Annotated in this window: 14 protein-coding genes; 9 read left to right on the forward strand and 5 right to left on the reverse strand. The window is 35.0% G+C overall.

Annotated elements, in window-relative coordinates:
* Positions 1 to 110 precede the first annotated feature (110 nt).
* From Q1A60_RS07345 to Q1A60_RS07370, 6 genes are all read left to right on the forward strand, one after another.
* Positions 111 to 698, forward strand: a complete 588-nt coding sequence (locus Q1A60_RS07345; protein WP_299764016.1) for a hypothetical protein — start codon at positions 111 to 113, stop codon at positions 696 to 698.
* A 189-nt stretch (positions 699 to 887) separates the two neighbouring features.
* The gene (locus tag Q1A60_RS07350) at positions 888 to 1,775 is read left to right on the forward strand and encodes a M20/M25/M40 family metallo-hydrolase (RefSeq protein WP_299764014.1); all 888 of its coding nucleotides are present in this window, start codon (positions 888 to 890) and stop codon (positions 1,773 to 1,775) included.
* 435 nt (positions 1,776 to 2,210) lie between these two features.
* On the forward strand, positions 2,211 to 3,197 hold the full coding sequence (locus Q1A60_RS07355; RefSeq protein ID WP_299764012.1) for a ribonucleotide-diphosphate reductase subunit beta: 987 nt from the start codon (positions 2,211 to 2,213) through the stop codon (positions 3,195 to 3,197).
* Positions 3,198 to 3,398: 201 nt separating this feature from the next.
* Positions 3,399 to 6,005, forward strand: coding sequence for a ribonucleoside-diphosphate reductase subunit alpha (locus Q1A60_RS07360; protein WP_299764009.1), 2,607 nt, complete (start codon positions 3,399 to 3,401; stop codon positions 6,003 to 6,005).
* A gap of 134 nt (positions 6,006 to 6,139) precedes the next feature.
* Positions 6,140 to 6,655, forward strand: a complete 516-nt coding sequence (locus Q1A60_RS07365) for a hypothetical protein (RefSeq protein WP_299764007.1) — start codon at positions 6,140 to 6,142, stop codon at positions 6,653 to 6,655.
* Complete coding sequence (locus Q1A60_RS07370; protein WP_299764005.1) at positions 6,655 to 7,410, forward strand: CPBP family intramembrane glutamic endopeptidase; 756 nt, start codon at positions 6,655 to 6,657, stop codon at positions 7,408 to 7,410. Before Q1A60_RS07365 ends, Q1A60_RS07370 begins: the two co-directional genes overlap by 1 nt.
* A 91-nt stretch (positions 7,411 to 7,501) precedes the next feature.
* Here the strand turns inward: Q1A60_RS07370 and chrA are convergent, their stop codons facing one another.
* Together chrA and Q1A60_RS07380 are read right to left on the reverse strand one after the other, a co-directional pair.
* Positions 7,502 to 8,653 (reverse strand): chromate efflux transporter, encoded by a 1,152-nt coding sequence (chrA, locus tag Q1A60_RS07375; protein WP_299764003.1) that lies wholly within the window; start codon positions 8,651 to 8,653, stop codon positions 7,502 to 7,504.
* 66 nt (positions 8,654 to 8,719) lie between these two features.
* On the reverse strand, positions 8,720 to 10,960 hold the full coding sequence (locus Q1A60_RS07380; RefSeq protein ID WP_299764000.1) for an inorganic phosphate transporter: 2,241 nt from the start codon (positions 10,958 to 10,960) through the stop codon (positions 8,720 to 8,722).
* Positions 10,961 to 11,309: 349 nt separating this feature from the next.
* Here Q1A60_RS07380 and Q1A60_RS07385 point away from each other — a divergent pair, with 349 nt between their 5' ends.
* Positions 11,310 to 11,675, forward strand: a complete 366-nt coding sequence (locus Q1A60_RS07385; protein WP_299763998.1) for a nicotinic acid mononucleotide adenyltransferase — start codon at positions 11,310 to 11,312, stop codon at positions 11,673 to 11,675.
* Between the two features lie 102 nt (positions 11,676 to 11,777).
* Here the strand turns inward: Q1A60_RS07385 and Q1A60_RS07390 are convergent, their stop codons facing one another.
* Both Q1A60_RS07390 and Q1A60_RS07395 read right to left on the reverse strand, forming a co-directional pair.
* Complete coding sequence (locus Q1A60_RS07390; RefSeq protein WP_299763996.1) at positions 11,778 to 14,606, reverse strand: TonB-dependent receptor; 2,829 nt, start codon at positions 14,604 to 14,606, stop codon at positions 11,778 to 11,780.
* Between the two features lie 93 nt (positions 14,607 to 14,699).
* Entirely contained in the window at positions 14,700 to 15,968 is a 1,269-nt protein-coding gene (locus tag Q1A60_RS07395) for a hypothetical protein (protein ID WP_299763994.1), read from the reverse strand.
* Positions 15,969 to 16,212: 244 nt separating this feature from the next.
* On the opposite strand from Q1A60_RS07395, the gene Q1A60_RS07400 reads away from it, so the two are divergent.
* Both Q1A60_RS07400 and Q1A60_RS07405 read left to right on the forward strand, forming a co-directional pair.
* Positions 16,213 to 17,541, forward strand: coding sequence for a deoxyguanosinetriphosphate triphosphohydrolase (locus tag Q1A60_RS07400; protein ID WP_299764391.1), 1,329 nt, complete (start codon positions 16,213 to 16,215; stop codon positions 17,539 to 17,541).
* Positions 17,542 to 17,901: 360 nt separating this feature from the next.
* A complete protein-coding gene (locus Q1A60_RS07405) occupies positions 17,902 to 20,553 on the forward strand; it encodes a T9SS-dependent M36 family metallopeptidase (protein WP_299763992.1) in 2,652 nt (883 codons plus the stop codon).
* Between the two features lie 54 nt (positions 20,554 to 20,607).
* On the opposite strand, the gene dxs is transcribed toward Q1A60_RS07405, so the two are convergent.
* On the reverse strand, positions 20,608 to 22,359 hold the full coding sequence (gene dxs / locus Q1A60_RS07410; protein ID WP_299763990.1) for a 1-deoxy-D-xylulose-5-phosphate synthase: 1,752 nt from the start codon (positions 22,357 to 22,359) through the stop codon (positions 20,608 to 20,610).
* Between the last annotated feature and the right edge of the window lie 10 nt (positions 22,360 to 22,369).

The raw sequence follows: 22,369 nt of genomic DNA on the forward strand, positions 1-22,369 counted from the left end.
TAGAAAATTTATACAATACATAGTGATAGTGGCATGATAACAAAGCTGTACATACACTATACTAAAAGTTTAATAACCATATAATTACAGCTTTAACCAAAATAAAAATTATGAAAAAGATAATAGGAATAACAGGATTAGCAGCGATTACATTATTAGTAACAAGTTGTGATATTTCTCAAAAAAAAGAAGCAGAACTTCCTGAAATAGATGTAGATGTTCAAACAGAAGCAGGACAATTGCCAAGCTTTGATGTTGATTGGGCAGAAGTAAACGTAGGAACTCGTACCAAAACAGTAACAATACCTAAAGTCGTGATTGTAACTGAAGAAGAAGAGATAGAAGTCCCTTATTTAGACGTAGATATGCCAAATACTACTGCCGATAAAGAAGAGCTCAATTTAGTTGTTGAAGCAGAAGTGACAGATAACGAACATTCTATCAAGATTAAAGAAATCATCGCTACAGATGATAAATTATTTGTAATTTCAGAATTGAAAGAAGGCTCAACTGCCATAGGAGATCAAAAAATGAGAGTTTCTGACCAAGTGGTACTAAATGCGCCAGATTTGAATGTAAAACATATTATTGTAGGAGAAAAACCAGATAGAGTATTTAATGATCAATATAAGTATGTTGAAAATTTATCTTCTTTCAAATCAGATTTAGAAGATGCGACTGTAATTTATTCTAAATAATAAATAGTTAGATATAATAATTGAAAAAGATCTTTCCTTGAGGGAAGATTTTTTTTGCATATAAATGGTTTTCTTTCTTGGTGCGCTTTCGCGAAAGCATATAAAATATAAAAACCCAAATTTCTATAATGAGATTTGGGTTTTTTAGTTACTATCTTAGCATTTATAATCAACAAAGGTTTTAAATAGATGAAAAAGAAGATCCCTTTTCTTGTGTTATTAATTTTTATAGGACTTGCTAGTTATGCGCAATCCTTTGATGAAGAAAAACTATTAGAACGCGTTAGGACACTTTCTTCTGATGCTTTTGAAGGGAGAAGGACCGGAGAAAAAGGAGGTCTACTCGCGAGAACATATATCATCAAGACATTTGATAGTCTAGGGGTTGCTGCTTTTGGAAGCAAGTATGAACATCAATTTACATTTGATGTAAAAGGGAAGGAATATAAGGCAGCAAATATCTTAGGACAGATTAAAGGAACTGATTATCCAGACACCTATATTGTGATAAGTGCACATTATGATCATGTAGGAGTTGAAAAAGGTGAAGTCTATAATGGTGCCGATGATGATGCTTCTGGAATCTCAGCCTTATTTACCTTTGCAGAGTATCTTACTGAAAACCCTCCAAAACATACCGTAGTGTTAGCTGCTTTTGATGCTGAAGAATTAGGTCTTAAAGGAGCCTACTATTTCGTAGATAAAATGAAAGGCGCTAACATTATGGTAAATCTCAATATGGATATGATAAGTCGTAGTGAGAAAAATGAACTCTATGTGGTAGGAACACCGCATAATGAACAATTAAAAACCATAATAGAAAATCTCAAAAACCCTACTTCTTCCCAACTCTTGATAGGTCATGATGGTAATGATAAAAAACAAAACTGGACGATGGCTTCCGATCATGCAGCTTTTTATAAAGCAGGAATCCCTTTTTTGTATTTTGGAAATGAAGATCATGCAGGGTATCATCACCCTTCTGATGATTTTGAGAATATCACCCCAGTATTTTACAAAGATGCTGTTCAAATGATTTTTTCTGTCTTTATTCAAATTGATCAAAACGGACTTTAAAAACAAGTGTTATTTTTTACTTTTTAGAAGCAAATATGATCTAAGTATTTGGTAAAAGATATGTTGTAAAAAAATATGTACAAGCATATAATAAATCTGTTTAATCTTTTTTTTTGATTATACATAACTTTAATTCTCAATGTTATCAAAACGTTATCAAAAACAATTGGAATCAAGTGTAAAATCCCTTGATGAGGCTGTTTTTACCTCTTAATTAGGTGCTATTTTGTGTATAAAAATAAAGAATTTAAACATTTGATTATCAATATTTTAAATGTTTTGTTTAACAAAAATATAAGAAAATTCTGTTTTAGTGAATGTTGAAAACTTTGTGGATAACCACAATGTTAAAACCTAAAGCTCGCTCTCTTTTTTATTGATATTTGTTAGTCCCTAGTGGAATGAAAAAGAAATCAATTTAAATCATAACGGACAATGAGTGTAGTAGAGCCTATCTTAGCAGAAAATAAAGACAGATTTGTGATATTTCCTATCCAACACCATGATATTTGGGAGTGGTATAAGAAATCAGAAGCAAGCTTTTGGACTGCAGAAGAAATTGACTTGCATCAAGATCTTACAGATTGGGCTACAAAACTCAATGATGACGAACGTTATTTTATTAAACATATTTTAGCCTTTTTTGCCGCATCTGATGGAATTGTAAATGAAAACCTTGCTGAAAACTTTGTAAATGAAGTTCAGTATTCTGAAGCAAAATTCTTTTACGGATTCCAAATCATGATGGAGAATATCCATTCTGAAACCTACTCACTGCTTATCGATACATATGTAAAAGATGAAGCAGAAAAAGATAAACTATTTAATGCCTTAGAAAACTTTCCTGCGATTAAGAAAAAAGCAGATTGGGCTCTAAAATGGATAGATAGCCCAAGCTTTGCAGAACGTTTGATCGCTTTTGCAGCTGTAGAAGGAATTTTCTTCTCAGGAGCTTTTTGTTCTATTTACTGGTTAAAGAAAAGAGGGCTTATGCCTGGACTCACCTTTTCTAATGAATTAATTTCTCGTGATGAAGGAGTGCACTGTGACTTTGCCGTACACTTACATAATCATCACTTAATTAATAGAGTACCTAAAGAGCGTATTAAAGAGATTATTGTTAACGCACTAGATATAGAGCGTGAGTTTATTACCGAATCACTACCTGTTAGTCTTATCGGTATGAATGCAACCCTAATGACACAATACTTAGAGTATGTGACAGATCGCTTACTTACAGAATTAGATTGTGAGAAAGTGTATAATACTGCAAATCCTTTTGATTTTATGGATATGATTTCACTACAAGGAAAAACAAACTTCTTCGAAAAAAGAGTGGGAGAATATCAAAAAGCAGGTGTTGTAAAAGACAAAGATGATAATGGAGAAGGTCAGAAAATTAGTTTTGACGCTTCATTCTAAATAAGAATAAACTTTTAGGTCTTTTTGTATACGTTTTAAAGACCGCTTTCGCGAAATCGTATAACTTGATGTACGAATCGTGATTTCATAATAACAAATCATAATGCATTACAGCTTTGGGGAAAAAACTGTATGCTATAAATTAACAAACCTTTTTCTCAATCGGGGGAAGACTTTTGAGAGAATAAATATTTTAAGTGTATGTATGTAGTAAAAAGAGATGGTCGTCAGGAACCGGTCATGTTTGATAAAATTACTTCTAGAGTAAGAAAATTATGTTATGGATTAAGTGATTTTGTAGATCCTGTAAAAATCTCGATGCGTGTTATCGAAGGTCTTTATGATGGTGTAACTACAAGTGAACTTGATAATCTAGCAGCAGAAACAGCAGCGTCTATGACCACAAGTCATCCAGACTATGCAAAACTTGCAGCGCGTATTTCGGTATCAAACCTACATAAAAACACAAAGAAGTCGTTCTCAGAAGTGATGACAGACTTATATGAGTATGTAAATCCACGTACCAATAAGAAAGCTCCTATGATCGCAGATGATGTCTATCAGGTAATGATGGAGAATAAAGATGCGATCGATTCGATGATTATTTATAATCGTGATTTTGGATACGATTACTTTGGTTTTAAAACACTAGAGCGTTCATACTTATTAAAGATTAATGGGAAAATAGCAGAACGTCCACAGCATATGTTGATGCGTGTTTCTATTGGAATTCATTTGAATGACTTAGAAGCCGCTAGAGAGACGTATGAGTTGATGTCTAAAAAATATTTTACACACGCAACACCTACCTTGTTTAATTCAGGTACCCCTAAACCACAAATGTCATCTTGTTTCCTACTAACAATGAAAGAAGACAGTATTGATGGTATTTATGATACACTTAAACAAACAGCAAAAATTTCTCAAAGTGCGGGAGGTATAGGATTGTCTATACATAATATTCGTGCAAAAGGCTCATATATTGGAGGGACTAACGGTACTTCTAATGGAATTGTACCTATGCTTAAAGTATTTAATGATACGGCAAGATATGTAGATCAAGGAGGCGGAAAGCGTAAAGGTTCTTTTGCAATATATATGGAACCTTGGCATGCAGATATTTTTGATTTCTTAGATCTTAAGAAAAATCATGGAGCTGAAGAAATGAGAGCTCGTGATTTATTCTATGCAATGTGGATCTCTGACTTATTCATGAAGAGAGTGCAAGAAGATGGACCATGGACATTAATGTGTCCAAACGAATGTCCAAATCTTTTTGATGTATATGGAGATGAGTTTGAAGCACTATATACAAAGTACGAAGAAGAAGGAAAAGGACGTAGAACGATCAAGGCTCGTGAACTGTGGGAGAAGATTATGGAATCTCAAATTGAGACAGGAACTCCATACATGTTGTATAAAGATGCAGCAAATCGTAAATCTAACCAAAAGAACCTCGGTACCATACGTTCATCAAACTTATGTACAGAGATTCTTGAATATACATCACCCGATGAGATTGCGGTATGTAACCTTGCATCTATAGCACTTCCTATGTTTATAAAAGACGGTGCTTTTGATCATCAAGAATTATATAACATAACAGTAAGAGCGACTAAAAACTTAAATACAGTTATAGATCGTAATTACTATCCAGTTAAAGAAGCAGAAAATTCAAATATGCGCCACCGTCCTATTGGATTAGGAGTGCAAGGGCTTGCAGATACCTTTATCAAACTGCGTTTACCTTTTACAAGTGACGAAGCAAAAAAACTGAATCAAGAGATTTTTGAAACGCTATATTTTGCGGCAGTAACAGCTTCTAAAGATTTAGCGATCAAAGAAGGAGCATACTCATCATTTGAAGGATCTCCAATAGCAAAAGGAGAATTCCAATACAACCTCTGGAATATAAAAGATGACGAATTAAGTGGACGTTGGGATTGGGCATCATTACGTAAAGAAGTGATGGAGCACGGTGTACGTAATTCATTATTAGTGGCTCCTATGCCTACAGCTTCTACATCACAAATATTAGGAAATAACGAAGCCTTTGAGCCATACACATCAAATATCTATACACGTCGTGTGCTTTCTGGAGAATTTATTGTTGTAAATAAACATCTTCTTGAAGACCTTGTGTCACTGAACCTATGGAATGATGATCTAAAAGCAGCGATTATGCGCGCAAATGGATCTATTCAAGGAATTGATGTGATTCCTCAAGAGTTAAAAGAATTGTATAAGACGGTTTGGGAGATGAGTATGAAAGATATCATCGATATGTCTCGTCATAGAGGATACTTTATTGATCAGTCTCAATCGTTGAACTTATTTATGGAAGGTGCAAACTTTGCAAAACTTACATCTATGCATTTCTATGCATGGCAAAGCGGATTAAAAACAGGTATGTATTACCTACGTACAAAATCTGCTGTAGATGCTAAGAAGTTTACATTATCTGCAAAGAAAAAAGAAGCACCTCAGCCAGCACAGCAGCAAGTAGCAGCGAGGGCAGCTCAAAAATTAACAGCAACACAACAACCAGCGACACCACTTCCTTCAACAGGAACGAATGTGCCGTCTCAAGTAGTAGAGCATGCGCAAGCAGCAGCAGAAATGCAAGTGCAAATGAGTCTTGAAGAACCAGCAGCTTCTTATGAAGTACAGCAGTCAAATCTTCAGGAACAAACACAAGCGCCATCTCAACCTAATACAGAGCCTATGTCGCCAGAAGAAATGAAAGCGATCATAGCACAAGCAAAAGCATCTCAAGGAGATGATGATTGCTTAATGTGTGGTTCTTAATACCCTTTGCAAAAGCAAAATAATATTTAAGTGTTAATAGAAAAACCCAGTTTTCAAATTTGAAAACTGGGTTTTGTCATGTAAAGAGATAAGGATTCCATATTTTATTATATATTGATCTAAAAAAGAAATCTATGGAGGAGAGTGTCGAAGATATCTCTGAGGGTTTACAGTGTTCTTTGTGTGCTACTTCTATGGAAGAAAATTACATCTTTTGTACCTCTTGCGGATACCCTGAAAAAGGATCAGAAGAAGAACAAGCAAAATTTCATGCGCATCGTATACTAACTATACGTAAATCTAGTGATGCGAGAAAAGGAATTACTGGAGCAAGAAACATCTTATTTATCATTGCAGCAATCAATATGGTATGGGGGATTTTTTATTTCTTTCAAAATGTTCAAGACATTTCATTGCTTCTTTATTTTGCCATCATATCTGTTATTTATTTGATTTTAGGATATTGGTCCCAACAAAAAGCATTAATAGCTTTGATATTAGGCTTGCTTGTTTATCTCACTATTATTGTGCTTGGAGCTATTTATGAACCATCATCTATTATAAGCGTGAGTAGCTTGCTTATAAAAGCTTTTGTGATTGTGTATTTAGCTAGAGGAATTAATGCAGCATTGCAGATAAAGAAAGTCTAATGGAAGAAAAACCGACATCTGTACAGTATTGCCTGCACTGCGCTGCTTCTCTTCCAGATACTGCAAAATTTTGCTCACAATGTGGTACCGCTATAACAACTCCTGTGGCTAAAGGAATTCAAAAGAGCGTCTATTATATCATAGCTTTCTATCTCGCATTTCTTTTATTGGCCATTTTAAGTGTTGTTATCTTTAGTAATGATACAAGCTTCTTTTCTGAAGTACTTGTAGAGGCTATTTTTATAGTAATGACATTAGGGTTTTGCGCTCTAGATTGGAAAGCAATTATGAAATTGTATCATATCCCAAAAGTAGATGTAAAAGGAGTGCTTATGATGCTTCTTGTTCCTGTAGGAAGTGCTTTTCTAGTTTATTACGGAATTCATTGGCTAAATGTTGCATTAGATTGGTATGATGAAAATATATTTGAAGAATATATATATTATAAAAACACCTTGTTATGGGCAATCTTGTTTACAGCGATACTGCCTCCTATTTTTGAAGAACTAGCCTTTAGGGGATTTTTATTTAATGAAATGCGCAAAGTGAGTTCTGTTCAAGTGACAATTATAGGAACTTCTTTTCTCTTTGCATTGGTTCACTTTTCGTTTATTTCTTTTATCTGGATATTTCCTTTTGGTTTATTTTTAGGATATCTAAGGCAGCGATATAGAACTTTGTGGTTATCTATGGTAGTACATTTTATACATAATTTTTTAGTACTAATGCTAGATTATACATATTTTCAAGTCTAGATGTTTGAAGTCTTTAGTGTGTAATACTCAGGTATACGCTTTCGCGAAACTGTCAGCCGGAAGGCAGGAGCGTATATAACATGCATTTCTTTTATATAAGTTGTAATACATATCCAAGAATAGCACCGCCAGCAATAAGCCACATCACAGATATTTTCCATTTGCTAAATATAAAGAATGCGCTTATGCCTGCTATAACAAATGCGCGCCAATCGGTAAGGGTGTCTATACTCATAGTTATTAATACGGAAAGCATCACAGCGACAGCAGCAACGTTGACAGTATCAAGAAAATAACTAAGGATTTTTGAAGATCGCATTTTGGATACAAATGGATTTAGGATAAGTACAAATAAAAATGAAGGTAGAAAAATACCAGCGGTTGCAGCTAATGCTCCTCCAAATCCAGAAAGCTGATATCCAATAAATGTTGCTGTAGAAAGTACAGGTCCAGGTGTAAATTGGCCAACGGCAATAGCGTCTATAAGTTCGGTTCTGGTAAGCCATCCTTTGGTGACAAGCTCCGCATCTAAATAAGCAAATAAAACATAACCACTTCCGTAAAGGATAGCGCCTACTTTAAGGAACGTTAAAAATACGTTGATTACAGGTGTTTTAAGAAGTAATGAAGAAGCAAGTATAGGGAATGGAAGGATGATAGTCTTTGTTGTGCTCGTTTTTGATTTTAGATAAAAATAGAGAGTGCCTATTACGCCTGCACCTAGTAAAGCAACGACTTCATGTACGCCTACTAATGCTGCTACTAATACAAGTATTCCTAAGACAATAAGATCTGTTGTTTTTATGGCTTTCTTTCCTAATTTTAGGATAGCAGAAGCGATAATAGCAAGTACGGCTGGTTTTATTCCAAAAAGGAAAGGAGCAACTTCTGGAAGTTGACCATAAGAAACGTATAAATAGGCGAGTAGCGCAGTGATCACAACTGCGGGAATAATGAAAGCGACTCCAGCAACAAAGAGTCCTTTGCTTCCTGCGCGTTCATGGCCGCAGTGCATGGTCATTTCTGTAGAGTTAGGACCTGGGATAAGGTTTGTAGCACCTATAAGATCTAAAAAGTGCTCTCTAGTCATCCATTTGCGCTTGGTGATGATTTCATCTTCCATCATGGCAATATGAGCTGCGGGGCCTCCAAAAGCAAAGCAACCTAGCTTAAAAAAGACTAGCGCTACTTCTTTGAGTTTATTTGTAGAGGCTGGTGGTGATTTTCGCGAAAGCGTACTCATGCGTATAAAAAAGACCTGATAAAGAATGGCTCTATCAGGTCTAAGATTTAAATATGTATATATGTTTTAAGACTGTTGGTGCTCATTGTGATATAGCTCTAAAAGATTCATAATCTCTTCAATAAGATCTTTAGTTTCTAATAATAAACCAAAGTATAAGGTGGTGTTCTTAGGACTTGATTCTTCAGAACGCGTACGAGCAACTTGCTTTTGTATTTTATCTGTGACGCTATTGTATAACTCTTCTTTTCTTCCTAGAAGTTCGCCAATTTGAGCATAGTTGCGATCTTTAAAAGCGAGTTGAGTTGCTGTTAAAAATTCGTCTAATTTCTGATTGATCTCTTGAAGATCTCTTATTTGATTAAATCGTAAAGGCTTATGATTGTTGTTTACGTGTTTGTAACTTGCTTTTGCAATATATTCTAGAGATTGTGTAATATCTTCTAGGAATCCTAAAATTTGAATGTAGAAATTACTACCACGCACACTGGTTTCTTCTAAATTTTTAATGAAGTAGAAGATGTTTCCTCGTAATTCGTCTATTTCATCATTTAATTTTTCGACACCTGCACGGCTCTTTTTAAGACTGCCTACTTTTCCTTTGGCGAGTCCTTTAAGTGTGCTTGTGTATATTTTATTAGCACGAGATACGGTTTTGGCAATATTATCGGCACTTTCTTCTATAATTCCAGAAATCGTTTGACTTTCTGCTTTACGAAGATCTTCTTCTATTTTAGCCTCTTTGTTTTTTCTTTTACTAGAAAGGTAATTACGTACAAGCATAAGAATAGCTAGAAAGAATAGTCCAATCACCGCATAATTACCCCCAAGATACATTATATAGGCAAAGATACTGGCTGCTGTAAATGCGCTTAAAGCGGTTAAAAACCATCCTCCAATAACATTTAGTACCCCAGCGACACGGTATACGGCACTTTCTGCTCCCCAAGCACGATCTGCAAGGGATGTACCCATAGCAACCATAAAAGTAACATAGGTGGTAGATAACGGTAATTTTAAACCAGTAGCTATAGATATAAGGACGCTAGCAATGATAAGATTTACAGAGGCTCGTACCATATCAAAAGCAGGGAGTTCTGATTTTGGAATCGTAGCGGCAGTTTCTGAATCTTTAAAACTATTATTAATAGCATTTTTTGTGCTTTTAGGTAATATTTTATTAATGCTAGCATTAATGACAATTACTGATCGCACTAAATTTTGAGATAACCAATTAGGGCGGAAGCGTTCTTTTACTTCATCTTGGCGAGATAAATCTACCGATGTTTTTACAACGCGACGCGCTTTTTTGCTAAACCATAGGGTAAGTACCATAACAAGACCAGCAACAAGTAATAATTCTCTTTGTGTAGGAACTTTTTCTGCTAATACACCCATGCTGTATAGCTCAGGTGCAACACCAGAAGCTGTCCATTTTAGAAACCCATTATATGCTGCCATAGGAACTCCAATAAAGTTGACTAAGTCATTTCCAGCAAATGCCATAGCTAAAGCAAAGGTTCCTATAATGATGATAAGTCGATATACATTTATTTTGAAAATACTATGAACAATAAAAGAGATTATTGTCCATAACGCTACGTTAAGTCCTAAAAAGGCGAGTAAATTCTCACTAGCCCAAGTACTGAACTCGTGAGGAAGAATGTCTGCTCCTTTTAATCCTTTTATGATAATGAAGTAAGCAATTCCTGTTATAGATAAACCTCCAAAAACAGCAGCTGTCCATCGCGGCTTTTTATCAAAATTAAAGGTAAGTAATAAACGAGTAAGGAATTGAATAAGTGCTCCAACAGTAAAGGCTATAAATACAGAGAGTAGAATTCCTGAGATTATTTTTACAGCTTGTTCTGTGTTAATATAATTTACAATAGTAGAGAAGGCTTCATTTTCTCTGGAAATTTTAACTAATGATATAGCTACGGCTGCTCCTAGTAGTTCAAAAACAATAGATACCGTTGTGGAGGTAGGCATTCCTAAGCTGTTAAAGATATCCAATAAGATGATGTCCGTAATCATGACTGCCATAAAGATGATCATGATCTCATTGAAATAAAACTGGCTAGGATCAAAAATACCTTTACGTGCTACTTCCATCATTCCGCTGGAAGATAATGCTCCAAAAGCAATACCGATACTGGCAACTATCATAATCGTTTTAAAAGTAACAGCTTTAGAACCTATAGCAGAGTTTAAAAAATTTACTGCATCATTACTTACACCCACTACCAAATCTGCAATAGCTAGAATAGCTAGTGCAGCAATCATAAAAATATATATGTTCTCCATATGTTATATGCTATAAAAAGCCCTTAACCGCAAAAGTCTCAAATTCTTATTGCCTGTATGTTATGTAAAGGTTATATCGAAGCGAAAGATAAGAACTTTTGCTTGTTTCTACGGTGTTGTTTCAGTATTAAGATTAGGAGAGTGATTTTAATAAAATAGCGCTAAAAAGATGTCTAGTTAGATCTTAGTTGGTGTTTTATGTTATGAAACTATTGAAATATAAATTGTTAATAATCATAACCTTACAAGTTTAATGTAAACTTAATGTAAATAAAAAGTTACGTAAACTTGTTTTTAATGTAAATTTTTAATTAACTTAGCGTTAAGTTTAACGAATAAAGTCCCAAATATGAAAAAGATAATGATGTTATTAGTTGCAGTTTTGATGATCACTTCTGTACAGGCACAAAAGGAAATAAAGAAAAACACATATATTAAAAGCGGAGATTTGATAGAAGCAACACTATATCACGATAATGGTGCGGTGAGTCAAACAGGTTTTTTTACAAAAGATGGTAAAGTAACAGGTGAATGGATAAGTTATAATGCGGAAGGAGAAAAAACTGCTACGGCTCAATATGATAATGGTGCTAAAGTTGGTAAATGGTTCTTTTGGAATAATGATACACTTACAGAGGTAGACTATAAAGATTCTCGCATTGCCGCAGTGAATACTTGGAAAAATGAGGGTACTCGTGTTGTAAGTAATAAGTAGTTTTCCTTTAGATTGATATATTAAGTACTATATAAAGTTATTTATCAAAAAAACCTTCCGAATGGGAAGGTTTTTTTGTGGCTAATTGACAAACTTTAATATTTAGAATTTAAAACTGTAACTTAAGCTAAAGCTCTGTCCAGGACTCCATCTTGAGAATATTTGATCTTCTGAACCAAAGGATTCAAATATACTCTCTATGTCATCATCCAATAAGTTGCTTACTTTTAAAGTAAGTGTTGAATTTTTATCTTCTCCAAAACTTTTAGAGATATTGAACTTAAGATCATTAAAAGGAAGTGTAAATACATCAGGAGTTTCTCTTGCTCCTACAATTTGTAGTGTTTTTCCTTGTACATTATAGAATAATCCTGCTTTCCATCCTGTATCACCAGAATCAAATGCAAGTCCTGTGTTTAATAGGAATGGTGATTGCCCCTGTAATTGACGACCACTGTCTAATGTCTCGCCAGGTCTTAATACATTTTCCCTTGATTCACGTTCATCATCACTAAACTCTTCATCAGATTCGATAAGAGAAAAGTTGATGTTAAAAGAAAAATTGTTAAGGCCTATAAAAGCAAGATTTTTACGTAATTCTATCTCCCCTCCAATGACGTTTGCATCTCCTAGATTTAACCAAGTAACCTGACTTGGATCTGATATAAAGAATGCTTGTTCTATAGGGTCTTTAAAGGTTTTGTAGAAACCACTAATTGCAAAGAAGTCGCCAGCTTGAAATTTCTTTTCGTCTTCTCCATAAATCTCATAACGAAGGTCAAAGTTGTTGATGTAAGAAGGTTCTAAATCTAGGTTACCTAATTCTGTAATTGCTTGAATAGGGTTGAATATAAATACCGAAGATGCTTCTTTAAATGATGGTCGTGCTGTGGTACGAGAATATGAGGTTCTAATTTTTTGACTTCCATCTTCATTTAAGTTGAAAATTAAGTTAGCTGAGGGGAAAAGGTCAGCTTTGTCAATTAATTTTTCGTCATCAAGTTGTGTAGTGATACCGTCAGCTAAAGTGCTACCTGTAAAATTTAAATCAAATTTTTCAAAACGTAAACCTACTACTGCAGTAAACCAATCATTAGGGTGAATCTCTTCACTTACGTATAGCGCAGCAATGTTTGCATTTGAATCAAATACATCTAAATCACTTGTATTTTTTCTTACAAAAAACCCATCGCCAGTATCTGCATTAAAAGCATTTTCTCCTAATACTTCATTTGGATCTCCAGAGAATGTGATTGGGTTATTTGCTCTAAATGAGAATCGATCAGTTCTAAAATCACGTTGTTTATAGGTGTAAGCTCCTCCAAATTTTAATTTGGAATCACCTTCAAATAATTTGTGTTTGCGAGTAATGTCAATTTTATTTGCAACATTAATTTCATCTAATTCTCTGTAGAAGCGAATAGGGTCTCCTGTTTCACTAGAGCTAACACTTAGATCTCCATCATCCTCGATTAAGAAAGGAGTTACTCTGAAATCTTTATCATCTACATTTGAAATCGTAGGTGATATTTTCCATTCAGTAGTCCAGCTAGCATCTTCATTAGTGTGTTTTCCGCTTAAAAGGAAGTTAGTGATACTTCTTTCAGTGTATGTTAAGACATTACGAATACTTTCGTTACTATTACCAATCCTATTTTCACGAGTGCTAATGGCAGCTCCAGACTCTCCATTTTGAACATGTAGTATATTAAAACGATACTTTGATTTTTGAGTTTTATACGAAAGCCCTCCTAAGGCGCTGATTAAGACATTGTTTCTTCCTCTTATACCTTGTTGTGTTCTGTCTATTTGTAGTTCATTTGACTCCACATCATTAGGTGGTTTTCTAAATAATTGACCATCAATATAGTCTTCATAAAAAGTTGTTTTATTGCTATAACTTACAGAAGCTACATATCCTAATCTGTTTTCACCAATATCATAAGAGTTTCCTTGTGCATATGAAAAATTAAAATCATTTCCGCTGCTTCTGTTGATGGCTGCTAATTGAGGATTAAATAACCCAGTTAGAAATTCAACTGTATTAGGAGCTTGTGTTGGTGAATCAGGGAATGTTTGATTAGGATTTATTGGGTTATCTCTTAAACCATCATCGAAACCTAAGAAGCCTGTGTCACTATTTTCATTCTTAATATAATTTTCATTAAAATGAAAATCTGGGTTATAAGATGTTCCTATAGATGCACTTCGTTCTTTACGTGAAGGAATATCTTTAGTGACAATATCAACTACACCTCCTGTAAAATCTGCAGGCTGATCTGCTGTTGCAGATTTTACAACGATGACATTTTCTAAAATAGATGATGGAAAAACATCTAGTTGGAGTGTGTTTCGATCTGGATCTAATCCAGGGACATCAACACCATTTAAAATTGATTTTGTATAGCGATCCCCAAGACCACGGACGTATACAAATTTACCACCTTGTACAGATACGCCAGGTACATTTTTTACAGCCGCCGCAACATTACTTGCGCCAGTTTTTTTAATATTCTCTAAAGATAGTCCATCCAATAGTTGTGCAGATTTTCTTTGTACATTCAATACAGATTGTTCTGTGTTTTTGCGTATGGTAGTTGTTACGATAACTTCATCTAATGATTCTGATGATAATGTAACATTTACAATAGTGGTTTCATTTGCTTTGATAACCACTTCGCTAATAGCTTGTGTTTGGTATCCAACAAATGAATATTCAATTATATAAGTTCCGGGTTCTAATTCTAAGGTGTATTTTCCTTCAAAATCAGAAGTAGTTCCTTTTTGTGTTCCTTGTACAATGATATTTGCAAAAGGAAGAATATCATTAAATTGTCCATCATTTACCGTTCCAGAAACACTACCTGTTTGTGCAACTGCAAATGATATACTTAAAAACAATAAAAAAAATGAAGTAATTAGGGTTTTCATATGTGTTTATTTAATCATAAAATTGCCCATCTTTTAATTTACAGATGGGCAATACTATTTTATAAGTTGTTAATTATGTATTAACATTTGGTATTATAAAGATCCAGATGCAGAAGCGAATGTCCATCCAAATACAGTTGTATCGGCTCCTCCAGAAGTTCCAGAAGTAGTCCACATCGCAGCTCTTTCAGTGAATGTTGGATTTAGGATAATATCTGATTCACCATCTCCTGTTTTCTCATCAAAAATTGAATTTGCTGGAGAAATACCTTCTACTGTCCAGTTGCTAAATGTTAAAGCGCCATCTAAAAAGTTTTGAGCAACTCCATTGTTGTCTAATTCAACATCTTTATCAGCCTGAAAGTTAGTAGCAAATACATTGTTAGTTGCTCCTTGAGCACCATCACGATAATCAGCATACTCACCTCTAGAAGTATCTTGATCTCCAATTAAAGTAATTCCATCTAGAGTAAACCCTCCATTAGCAGAACCTTCAGGGCCATCAATTTCTAGAGCATGATCAGATACATTTCCAGCAATAACTACAGAGTTAGAAACAGTCCCAGAATATGCTTGATCAATATCGATACCGTCGTCTCCTTGAGCCCATACTACTAAATTAGAAGCGTTAACAGTGCCTCCAAAGAATTCAACACCATCATCAACATTAGCTACTACTTCTACATGATCAATAGTAGTTCCAGTTCCTACACCTCCTAATGTAAGTCCGTTAATTTCGTTTCCTTCTCCAATATCAGTTCCTCCATGACGAATAGAAACATAAGTAATAGTACCAGAGTTATCAGCAGCGTCATTACCTCCATATAATCCATTAGGATCGTTTGCAGGAATTCCTTCTATTTGTTGTTCAGTAACATCACCATCTAAAGAAGAAGGAGCATTACCTAATACAATAAGACCTCCCCATAATCCACGATCATTTTCTGTAAGTGTACCTACAGTTTCTCCTGGTTGAATGCCATCTGCAGTAGACGTCATAATGATTGGTTGAGCAGCAGTACCAAGAGCCTTAATGCTGGCTCCTCTAGCTACAATAAGAACCGATGCGTTAGCTTCTTGTCCTCCTAAAGCCTTGATGATTGTTCCAGCTTCTATAGTTAAACAAGCTCCGTTAGTTACAGTGACACGTCCATCAAGTGTCCATATCTGATCAGAGGTTAAAGTCCTATCTTCAGTGATTTGCCCTGATAATACAAAATTTTCATCACCACCATCATCTCCGTTACCACCATCTGTAGGTGTTTCAGTTATAACGATTGGAGCATCATCATCGCCACTACATGCAGTAAATATAGATCCTACTAACCCAATAAATAAGATGCTTAATATTGCTTTTTTCATTTTTCTAATTGTTAGTTTTTATGTTTCTTTAAATATTTGCTGCAAAGATGCTATAGGTTTTTTGGTATTTAATTAAGTCAATGTTATTGTTGCTTTAGCAAGTTGTGATGTTTATGTAAGGTTAATGTTAACTGGAACGGGTTAATGTTTCCTTTGTGTTTCTTTAAAATTTAGATGTCTGTAATTACGCTTTCGCGAAAGCGTAACAACGCGTATCTTGCAACTATTAAATAAGAGTATTATGATGCAATGGGAACGCCTATTATCACTTAAAAGACATGGCGATACAAATAAGCGATTACGAAAAGAGCAAGACGAGACACGATTGGGTTTTGAAGTAGATTATGATCGTATTATTTTTTCTTCAGCATTTAGAAGTCTTCAGGATAAGACACAGGTGATTCCTTTGTCAAAAACAGATTTTGTACATACACGACTTACGCATAGTCTAGAAGTAGCTGTGGTAGGAAGATCTTTAGGGAGACAAGTGGGAAAACAACTTCTGGAAAAATATCCACATCTTTCTGAAGTACACAGGTATCAGTTTAATGATTTTGGAGCTATTGTGGCTGCAGCAGCACTTGCGCATGATATAGGAAACCCACCTTTCGGTCATTCAGGTGAAAAAGCAATAGGTGATTATTTTAAAAATGGCAACGGAAAACGTTTTGCTTCTGAACTTACAGCTAAAGAGTATCAAGATTTATGTGCGTTTGAAGGAAATGCGAATGGGTTTAAAATATTAACAGAATCTAAGCCTGGTGCAGAAGGAGGCTTACGGCTATCGTATGCAACATTGGGCGCTTTTATGAAATACCCTAAAGAGTCACTTCCTGTAAAACCCACAAAGCATATCGCCGATAAGAAGTTTGGTTTTTTTCAAAGTGAGAAAATAGCTTTTCAGGAAGTGGCAGAAGAGTTAGGATTGTTACAAACTAGAAAAGGAAAAGATATAAGTTATGCGCGTCACCCATTAACTTTTTTAGTGGAGGCGGCAGATGATATATGTTATACCATTATAGACTTTGAAGATGGGATTAATCTTGGGTTGATTTCAGAAGAATATGCATTGGAGTATATGGTAAAGCTAGTTCCTAATATTAATACCAAAAAGTATTATGAACTTACCACAAAAGCTGCTCGTGTTGGCTATTTGAGGGCACTTGCTATAGGAACGTTAATAGAGGAGGCGGTTGCTATATTTATGAAAAATGAAGAGGCTATTCTTAAGGGCGCTTTCGCGAAAGCGTTATTAGATAAATCCAAATATGAAGCTCAAATAGACGATATATTGAAAATTAGTATTTCAAATATCTATCAAAGTCAGGAAGTAGTCGAAAAAGAAATAGCAGGGTATGAAATTCTTTCAACGCTTTTGGATAAACGCTGTAAAGTGATTACAAACGCTCCAACACATTATGATACGTTAGTCTTGAGACTATTTGAAGATGCTAATAGCGAAGGCATGTCTTTGTATCAAGAATTAATGAATATATGTAATTATGTATCTGTGATGACTGATAGCAAATCGCTACGTATTTTTCAAAAATTAAAAGGACTTAATGTTCGTTAGTTTTACTTCATACAACCAACTATTTTGGAATTAAAATAGTTTTTAAGAAGAACGTTGAAGACTAAACAAAAAAAATATAGATGTTGTTGTTGTGTTTTTTTTTGTTAAAAAGCTTCGACATTAGTGATTCTGTAAGATATTGACACTATTACTGGGATTAATTAACAGTTAGTGTTAATTTTTAATTGAAAATTTTAAAATCCATAAATTTGCAATACTTTTGATTTCTGTTCAAAAATATAAACTTTTGACAGTATAGTAGGAATAATGCATATAAGATTGTTATGTATATAATATAATGTACTAACAGAATATCTGTTCTTACTCAAACTTTTTAGTTATAATATAAAAACCAAAAAAATGCTAAAACTCTACAAACTAACAGTGTTTGTTTTTGTGTTTGCTTTTACAGCACTTACAAATGCTCAAGATTACAGTACGATCATTAGAGATCACCTACAGGCGAATACGTCTTCATTAGAGGTTACAGATCAAGATGTTTCGGACTTAAAAATTCAAGATGAGGTTTTCTCACAAAAAAGTACAACAACTCATGTATATGCTACCCAAAGGGTAAATAACATTGAGGTTTTTAACGGAAATGTAAATGTTGCTTTTAGAGACGGTTCTATTATTCATGTTGCAAGTAATCTTCAAAGAGATATTGCGTCAAGAGTAAATGCAGTTTCACCAGTACTTACACCTGTACAAGCAGCTTCTAGTGCTGCTACTTCTTTAGGTTTAGGGAATTCTAATTTTTCTTTAAATCAAACAATTTCTTCACAGCAATTTGTGCTTACGCAAGGTGGCGTGTCTTTAGAAGAAGTGCCTGTGAAATTGGTGTACCAACCTATGGAAGATAATACAATTAAGCTTGCATGGGATTTAAGTATTCATACAACAGATACTAAACACTGGTATAGTGTGCGTGTAGATGCTCTAAATGGGCAAATTCTTCAGCAGCATGACTGGGTAGTGAGCTGTACATTTGAATCTCACAATCATAATTCGATTGGAACTTCTAATCAAAACAACTCTGACTTTTCAATGACTAAAAATACTGCAGTAGCAAGTGAGCTTTTAGCAGGAGAACAATATAATGTATTTGCATTACCATTAGAAAGCCCTAGTCATGGAGATGAATCTATTGTGGTAGAGCCACAAGATTTAGTGGCGTCTCCTTTTGGATGGCATGATAATGATGGTGTAGAGGGTGCTGATTTTACAATCACAAGAGGAAACAATGTTTTAGCTCAGGATGATATTAATGGAAATAATGGAGTTGGAGCTTCTCCTGATGGTGGAGATGAGTTAAACTTTGACTTTGAATATAATTTAAATACTGATCCAGTAAATATGCTTGATGCAGTAACTACAAATTTATTTTACTGGAATAATATCATGCACGATGTTTTTTATCACTATGGTTTTGATGAAGAAAGCGGTAATTTCCAACAGAATAATTATGGAAATGGAGGAAGTGGTAATGATTTAGTATTAGCAGATGCACAAGATGGTTCTGGAACAAATAATGCAAACTTTGGAACACCTCCAGATGGTAATGCTCCTAGAATGCAAATGTTTTTATTTGACCCAGCAGGACCTCCAGGTGAAGCTCTTACAATAAACGGAGGAACCTTAGATGGAGGTTATGTAGGTATAGGTGCTGCTTTTGGAGAACCGTTACCAGAAGAAACACCAATAGTAGGAGATCTTGCTCTAGTACAAGATGACGATTCAGGAGCTTCTACAGATCCTACAGATGCTTGTGATACTATTACAAATGGAGCTGAGTTAAGTGGTAATATTGCTGTAATAAGAAGAGGAGAGTGTGAATTTGGAGTGAAAGTATTAGCTGCCGAAAATGAAGGTGCAATCGCTGTAATTGTAGTTACTAATTCTACAGATCCTATTTTCCCTATGGGAGCTGGTGCTGTAGGTGATCAAGTGACAATTCCTAGTATGATGGTAAGTTTAGCTGATGGTGAAGCAATTATTGCAGCACTTGAAGGTGGAGAAACAATAAATGTTTCTATAGTAAATGGAGGTCCTTTCCGATTAGATGGTAGTTTAGATAATGGAATTATTGCTCATGAGTATGGACATGGTATTTCTAACCGTTTAACTGGTGGTCGTTTTAACTCTGGATGTTTAGGTAATGCTGAGCAAATGGGAGAAGGATGGTCTGATTACTTCGGACTAATGCTTACAATGAGAGATGGAGATACAGCAGAACAAGGTAGAGGTATTGGAACATACGCTGTTGGTCAGCCTATTGATGGACCAGGAATACGTCCTGCACCTTATAGCACTGATTTTTCTGTGAATTCATTAACATACGATGATGTAAATAACCCAGCTATTTCTCAGCCACATGGTATTGGTACTGTTTGGTCAACAATGATATGGGATATGACTTGGGCATTTATTGATGAGTATGGTTTTGATGATGATTTTTATAATGGAACTGGAGGAAACAATATTGCTTTACAATTAGTAGTAGATGGTTTAAAATTACAACCATGTAGCCCTGGATTCCTTGATGGTAGAGATGCTATTCTTGCTGCAGTAGAAATTAACACACTTATCCCTGAGGATGAAAAAGATTTTGCAACCTGTACTATCTGGAATGTGTTTGCTGCTCGTGGAGCAGGATTTAGTGCAGAGCAAGGAAGTTCTAATAACAGATTTGATCAAGTAGAAGCATTTGATATTCCAGGTGATGTTATTGAAAACTGTGAAGAATTACTTAGTGTAAATGAAAGTGATCTAGACTCTGTATTCAGTGTATTCCCTAATCCTTCAAATGGAGAGATTACAGTGAGTGTAGCTGGTACATTTGGTGAAGGTCAAATACGTATCTATGATATCAACGGTAGAGAAGTTTATAATGAGCCTGCAACTCTTGAAGGTACTATATCTGTTAATGCAACAGGATTATCTAGAGGAGTATACATTATGAATATTACTAGTGATACAAGCGCGATTACTAAAAAGCTTATCATTGAGTAAGCACATCAATATAAATTGATAAAAAGGCTGGTTTAATTTAAATCAGCCTTTTTTTTATAGGTATGTTTCAATGGTATTTGCTATTTCTTTAGGTGAGATACCTATTTCTTCTTGAAGCTCTTCTGTAGTGCCATGTGTTATAAACTCGTCTGGTACTCCAAGAGGTGTGATGATCCCTTTATACGCTTTCGCGAAAGCGTAATCAGTAATAACACTTCCTAGTCCGCCTTTAATAGTGCCATCTTCTATAGTAATAATAACGTTATATGTATTGAAAATAGCATCAAGAAGTTCTGTGTCTATAGGTTTTAAGAATCCTATATCGTAAATACTAATAGTATATGATTTGTCTTCTGTGGCTCTTAGGGCATTGTGTATAACGGTTCCTATGGATAGAATAGCAATGTGTTTTCCTTTTTGAATACAATGTCCTTTGCCAATAGTGATCTTTTGAAATGGCTGTTTCCAGTTAATGGTAACTCCTCTTCCTCTAGGATATCGTATAGCAATAGGATGTGGTAAGCCTAATTGCGCTGTATACATAATATTACGAAGATCTATCTCGTCTTTAGGGGCGTAGATGATCATATTGGGTATACAGTTAAGATATGCTAAATCAAACGATCCATGATGTGTTGGGCCATCTTGACCTACAAGTCCAGCTCTGTCTAAGCAAAATATCACAGGTAAATTTTGTAACGCTACATCGTGTATGATTTGATCATAAGCTCGTTGTAAGAATGTAGAATAGATATTACAAAATACAACCATCCCTTGTGTCGCCATACCTGCAGATAATGTAACTGCATGTTGCTCTGCTATACCTACATCAAATGCGCGATCAGGAAAAGCTTCTATCATATATTTAAGAGAGCTTCCAGTAGGCATGGCAGGAGTGATTCCTATTATTTTTTTATTAGCTGAGGCAAGTTCTACAATAGTGTGTCCAAAAACATCTTGATACTTAGGGGGTAATTGTGTGGTATCTTTAGAGTGGCGTTCTCCAGTGGCAGCATCAAACTTTCCTGGTGCATGATAGGTGACTTGATGTTTTTCGGCTAGAGCCAGTCCTTTTCCTTTTGTAGTGATTACGTGAAGAAATTTAGGGCCTTTTATTTTTTGAAGTTTTTTTAATGTCTTTATAAGTGTAGGAAGGTCATGACCATCTACAGGACCATGATAGTCAAAATTAAGCGCTTCAAAAATGTTTTCTTCTCTAGCAGTTCCCTTTTTGACGTTGGTGAGATATTTTTTTAAAGCACCTACACTTGGATCAATACCAATCGCATTATCATTGAGTATAACAAGTAAGTTAGCGTCTGTTACACCAGCATGGTTTAAACCTTCAAAAGCCATTCCGCTAGCGATAGAGGCATCACCAATTACAGCAATGTGTTGTTGTTCTTTTTTGTCTTGTAGGTTAGCGGCAATAGCCATTCCTAATGCTGCAGAAATAGAAGTGCTACTATGTCCTACGCCAAAAGTATCGTAGTTGCTTTCAGAGATTTTAGGAAATCCGCTAAGGCCTCCTTTTTGTCTATTGGTGTGAAAAATATCTTTTCGTCCGGTTAAAATTTTATGACCATATGCTTGATGTCCTACATCCCAAATAAGTTTATCGTCTGGTGTATTAAATACATAATGCAATGCGATGGTTAATTCAATAACGCCTAAGCTAGCTCCTAGGTGCCCTTCTTTTGTGGATAGGATGGTAATGATAAACTGACGCAGTTCCTTGCTTAATTGCGGTAATTGGTCAATTGTGAGCTGTCTTAATGCTTGTGGACTATCAATGTGATTTAGCATATGGCAAAGG

It is taken from the genome of uncultured Dokdonia sp., assembly GCF_947492535.1.
GTDB lineage: Bacteria > Bacteroidota > Bacteroidia > Flavobacteriales > Flavobacteriaceae > Dokdonia.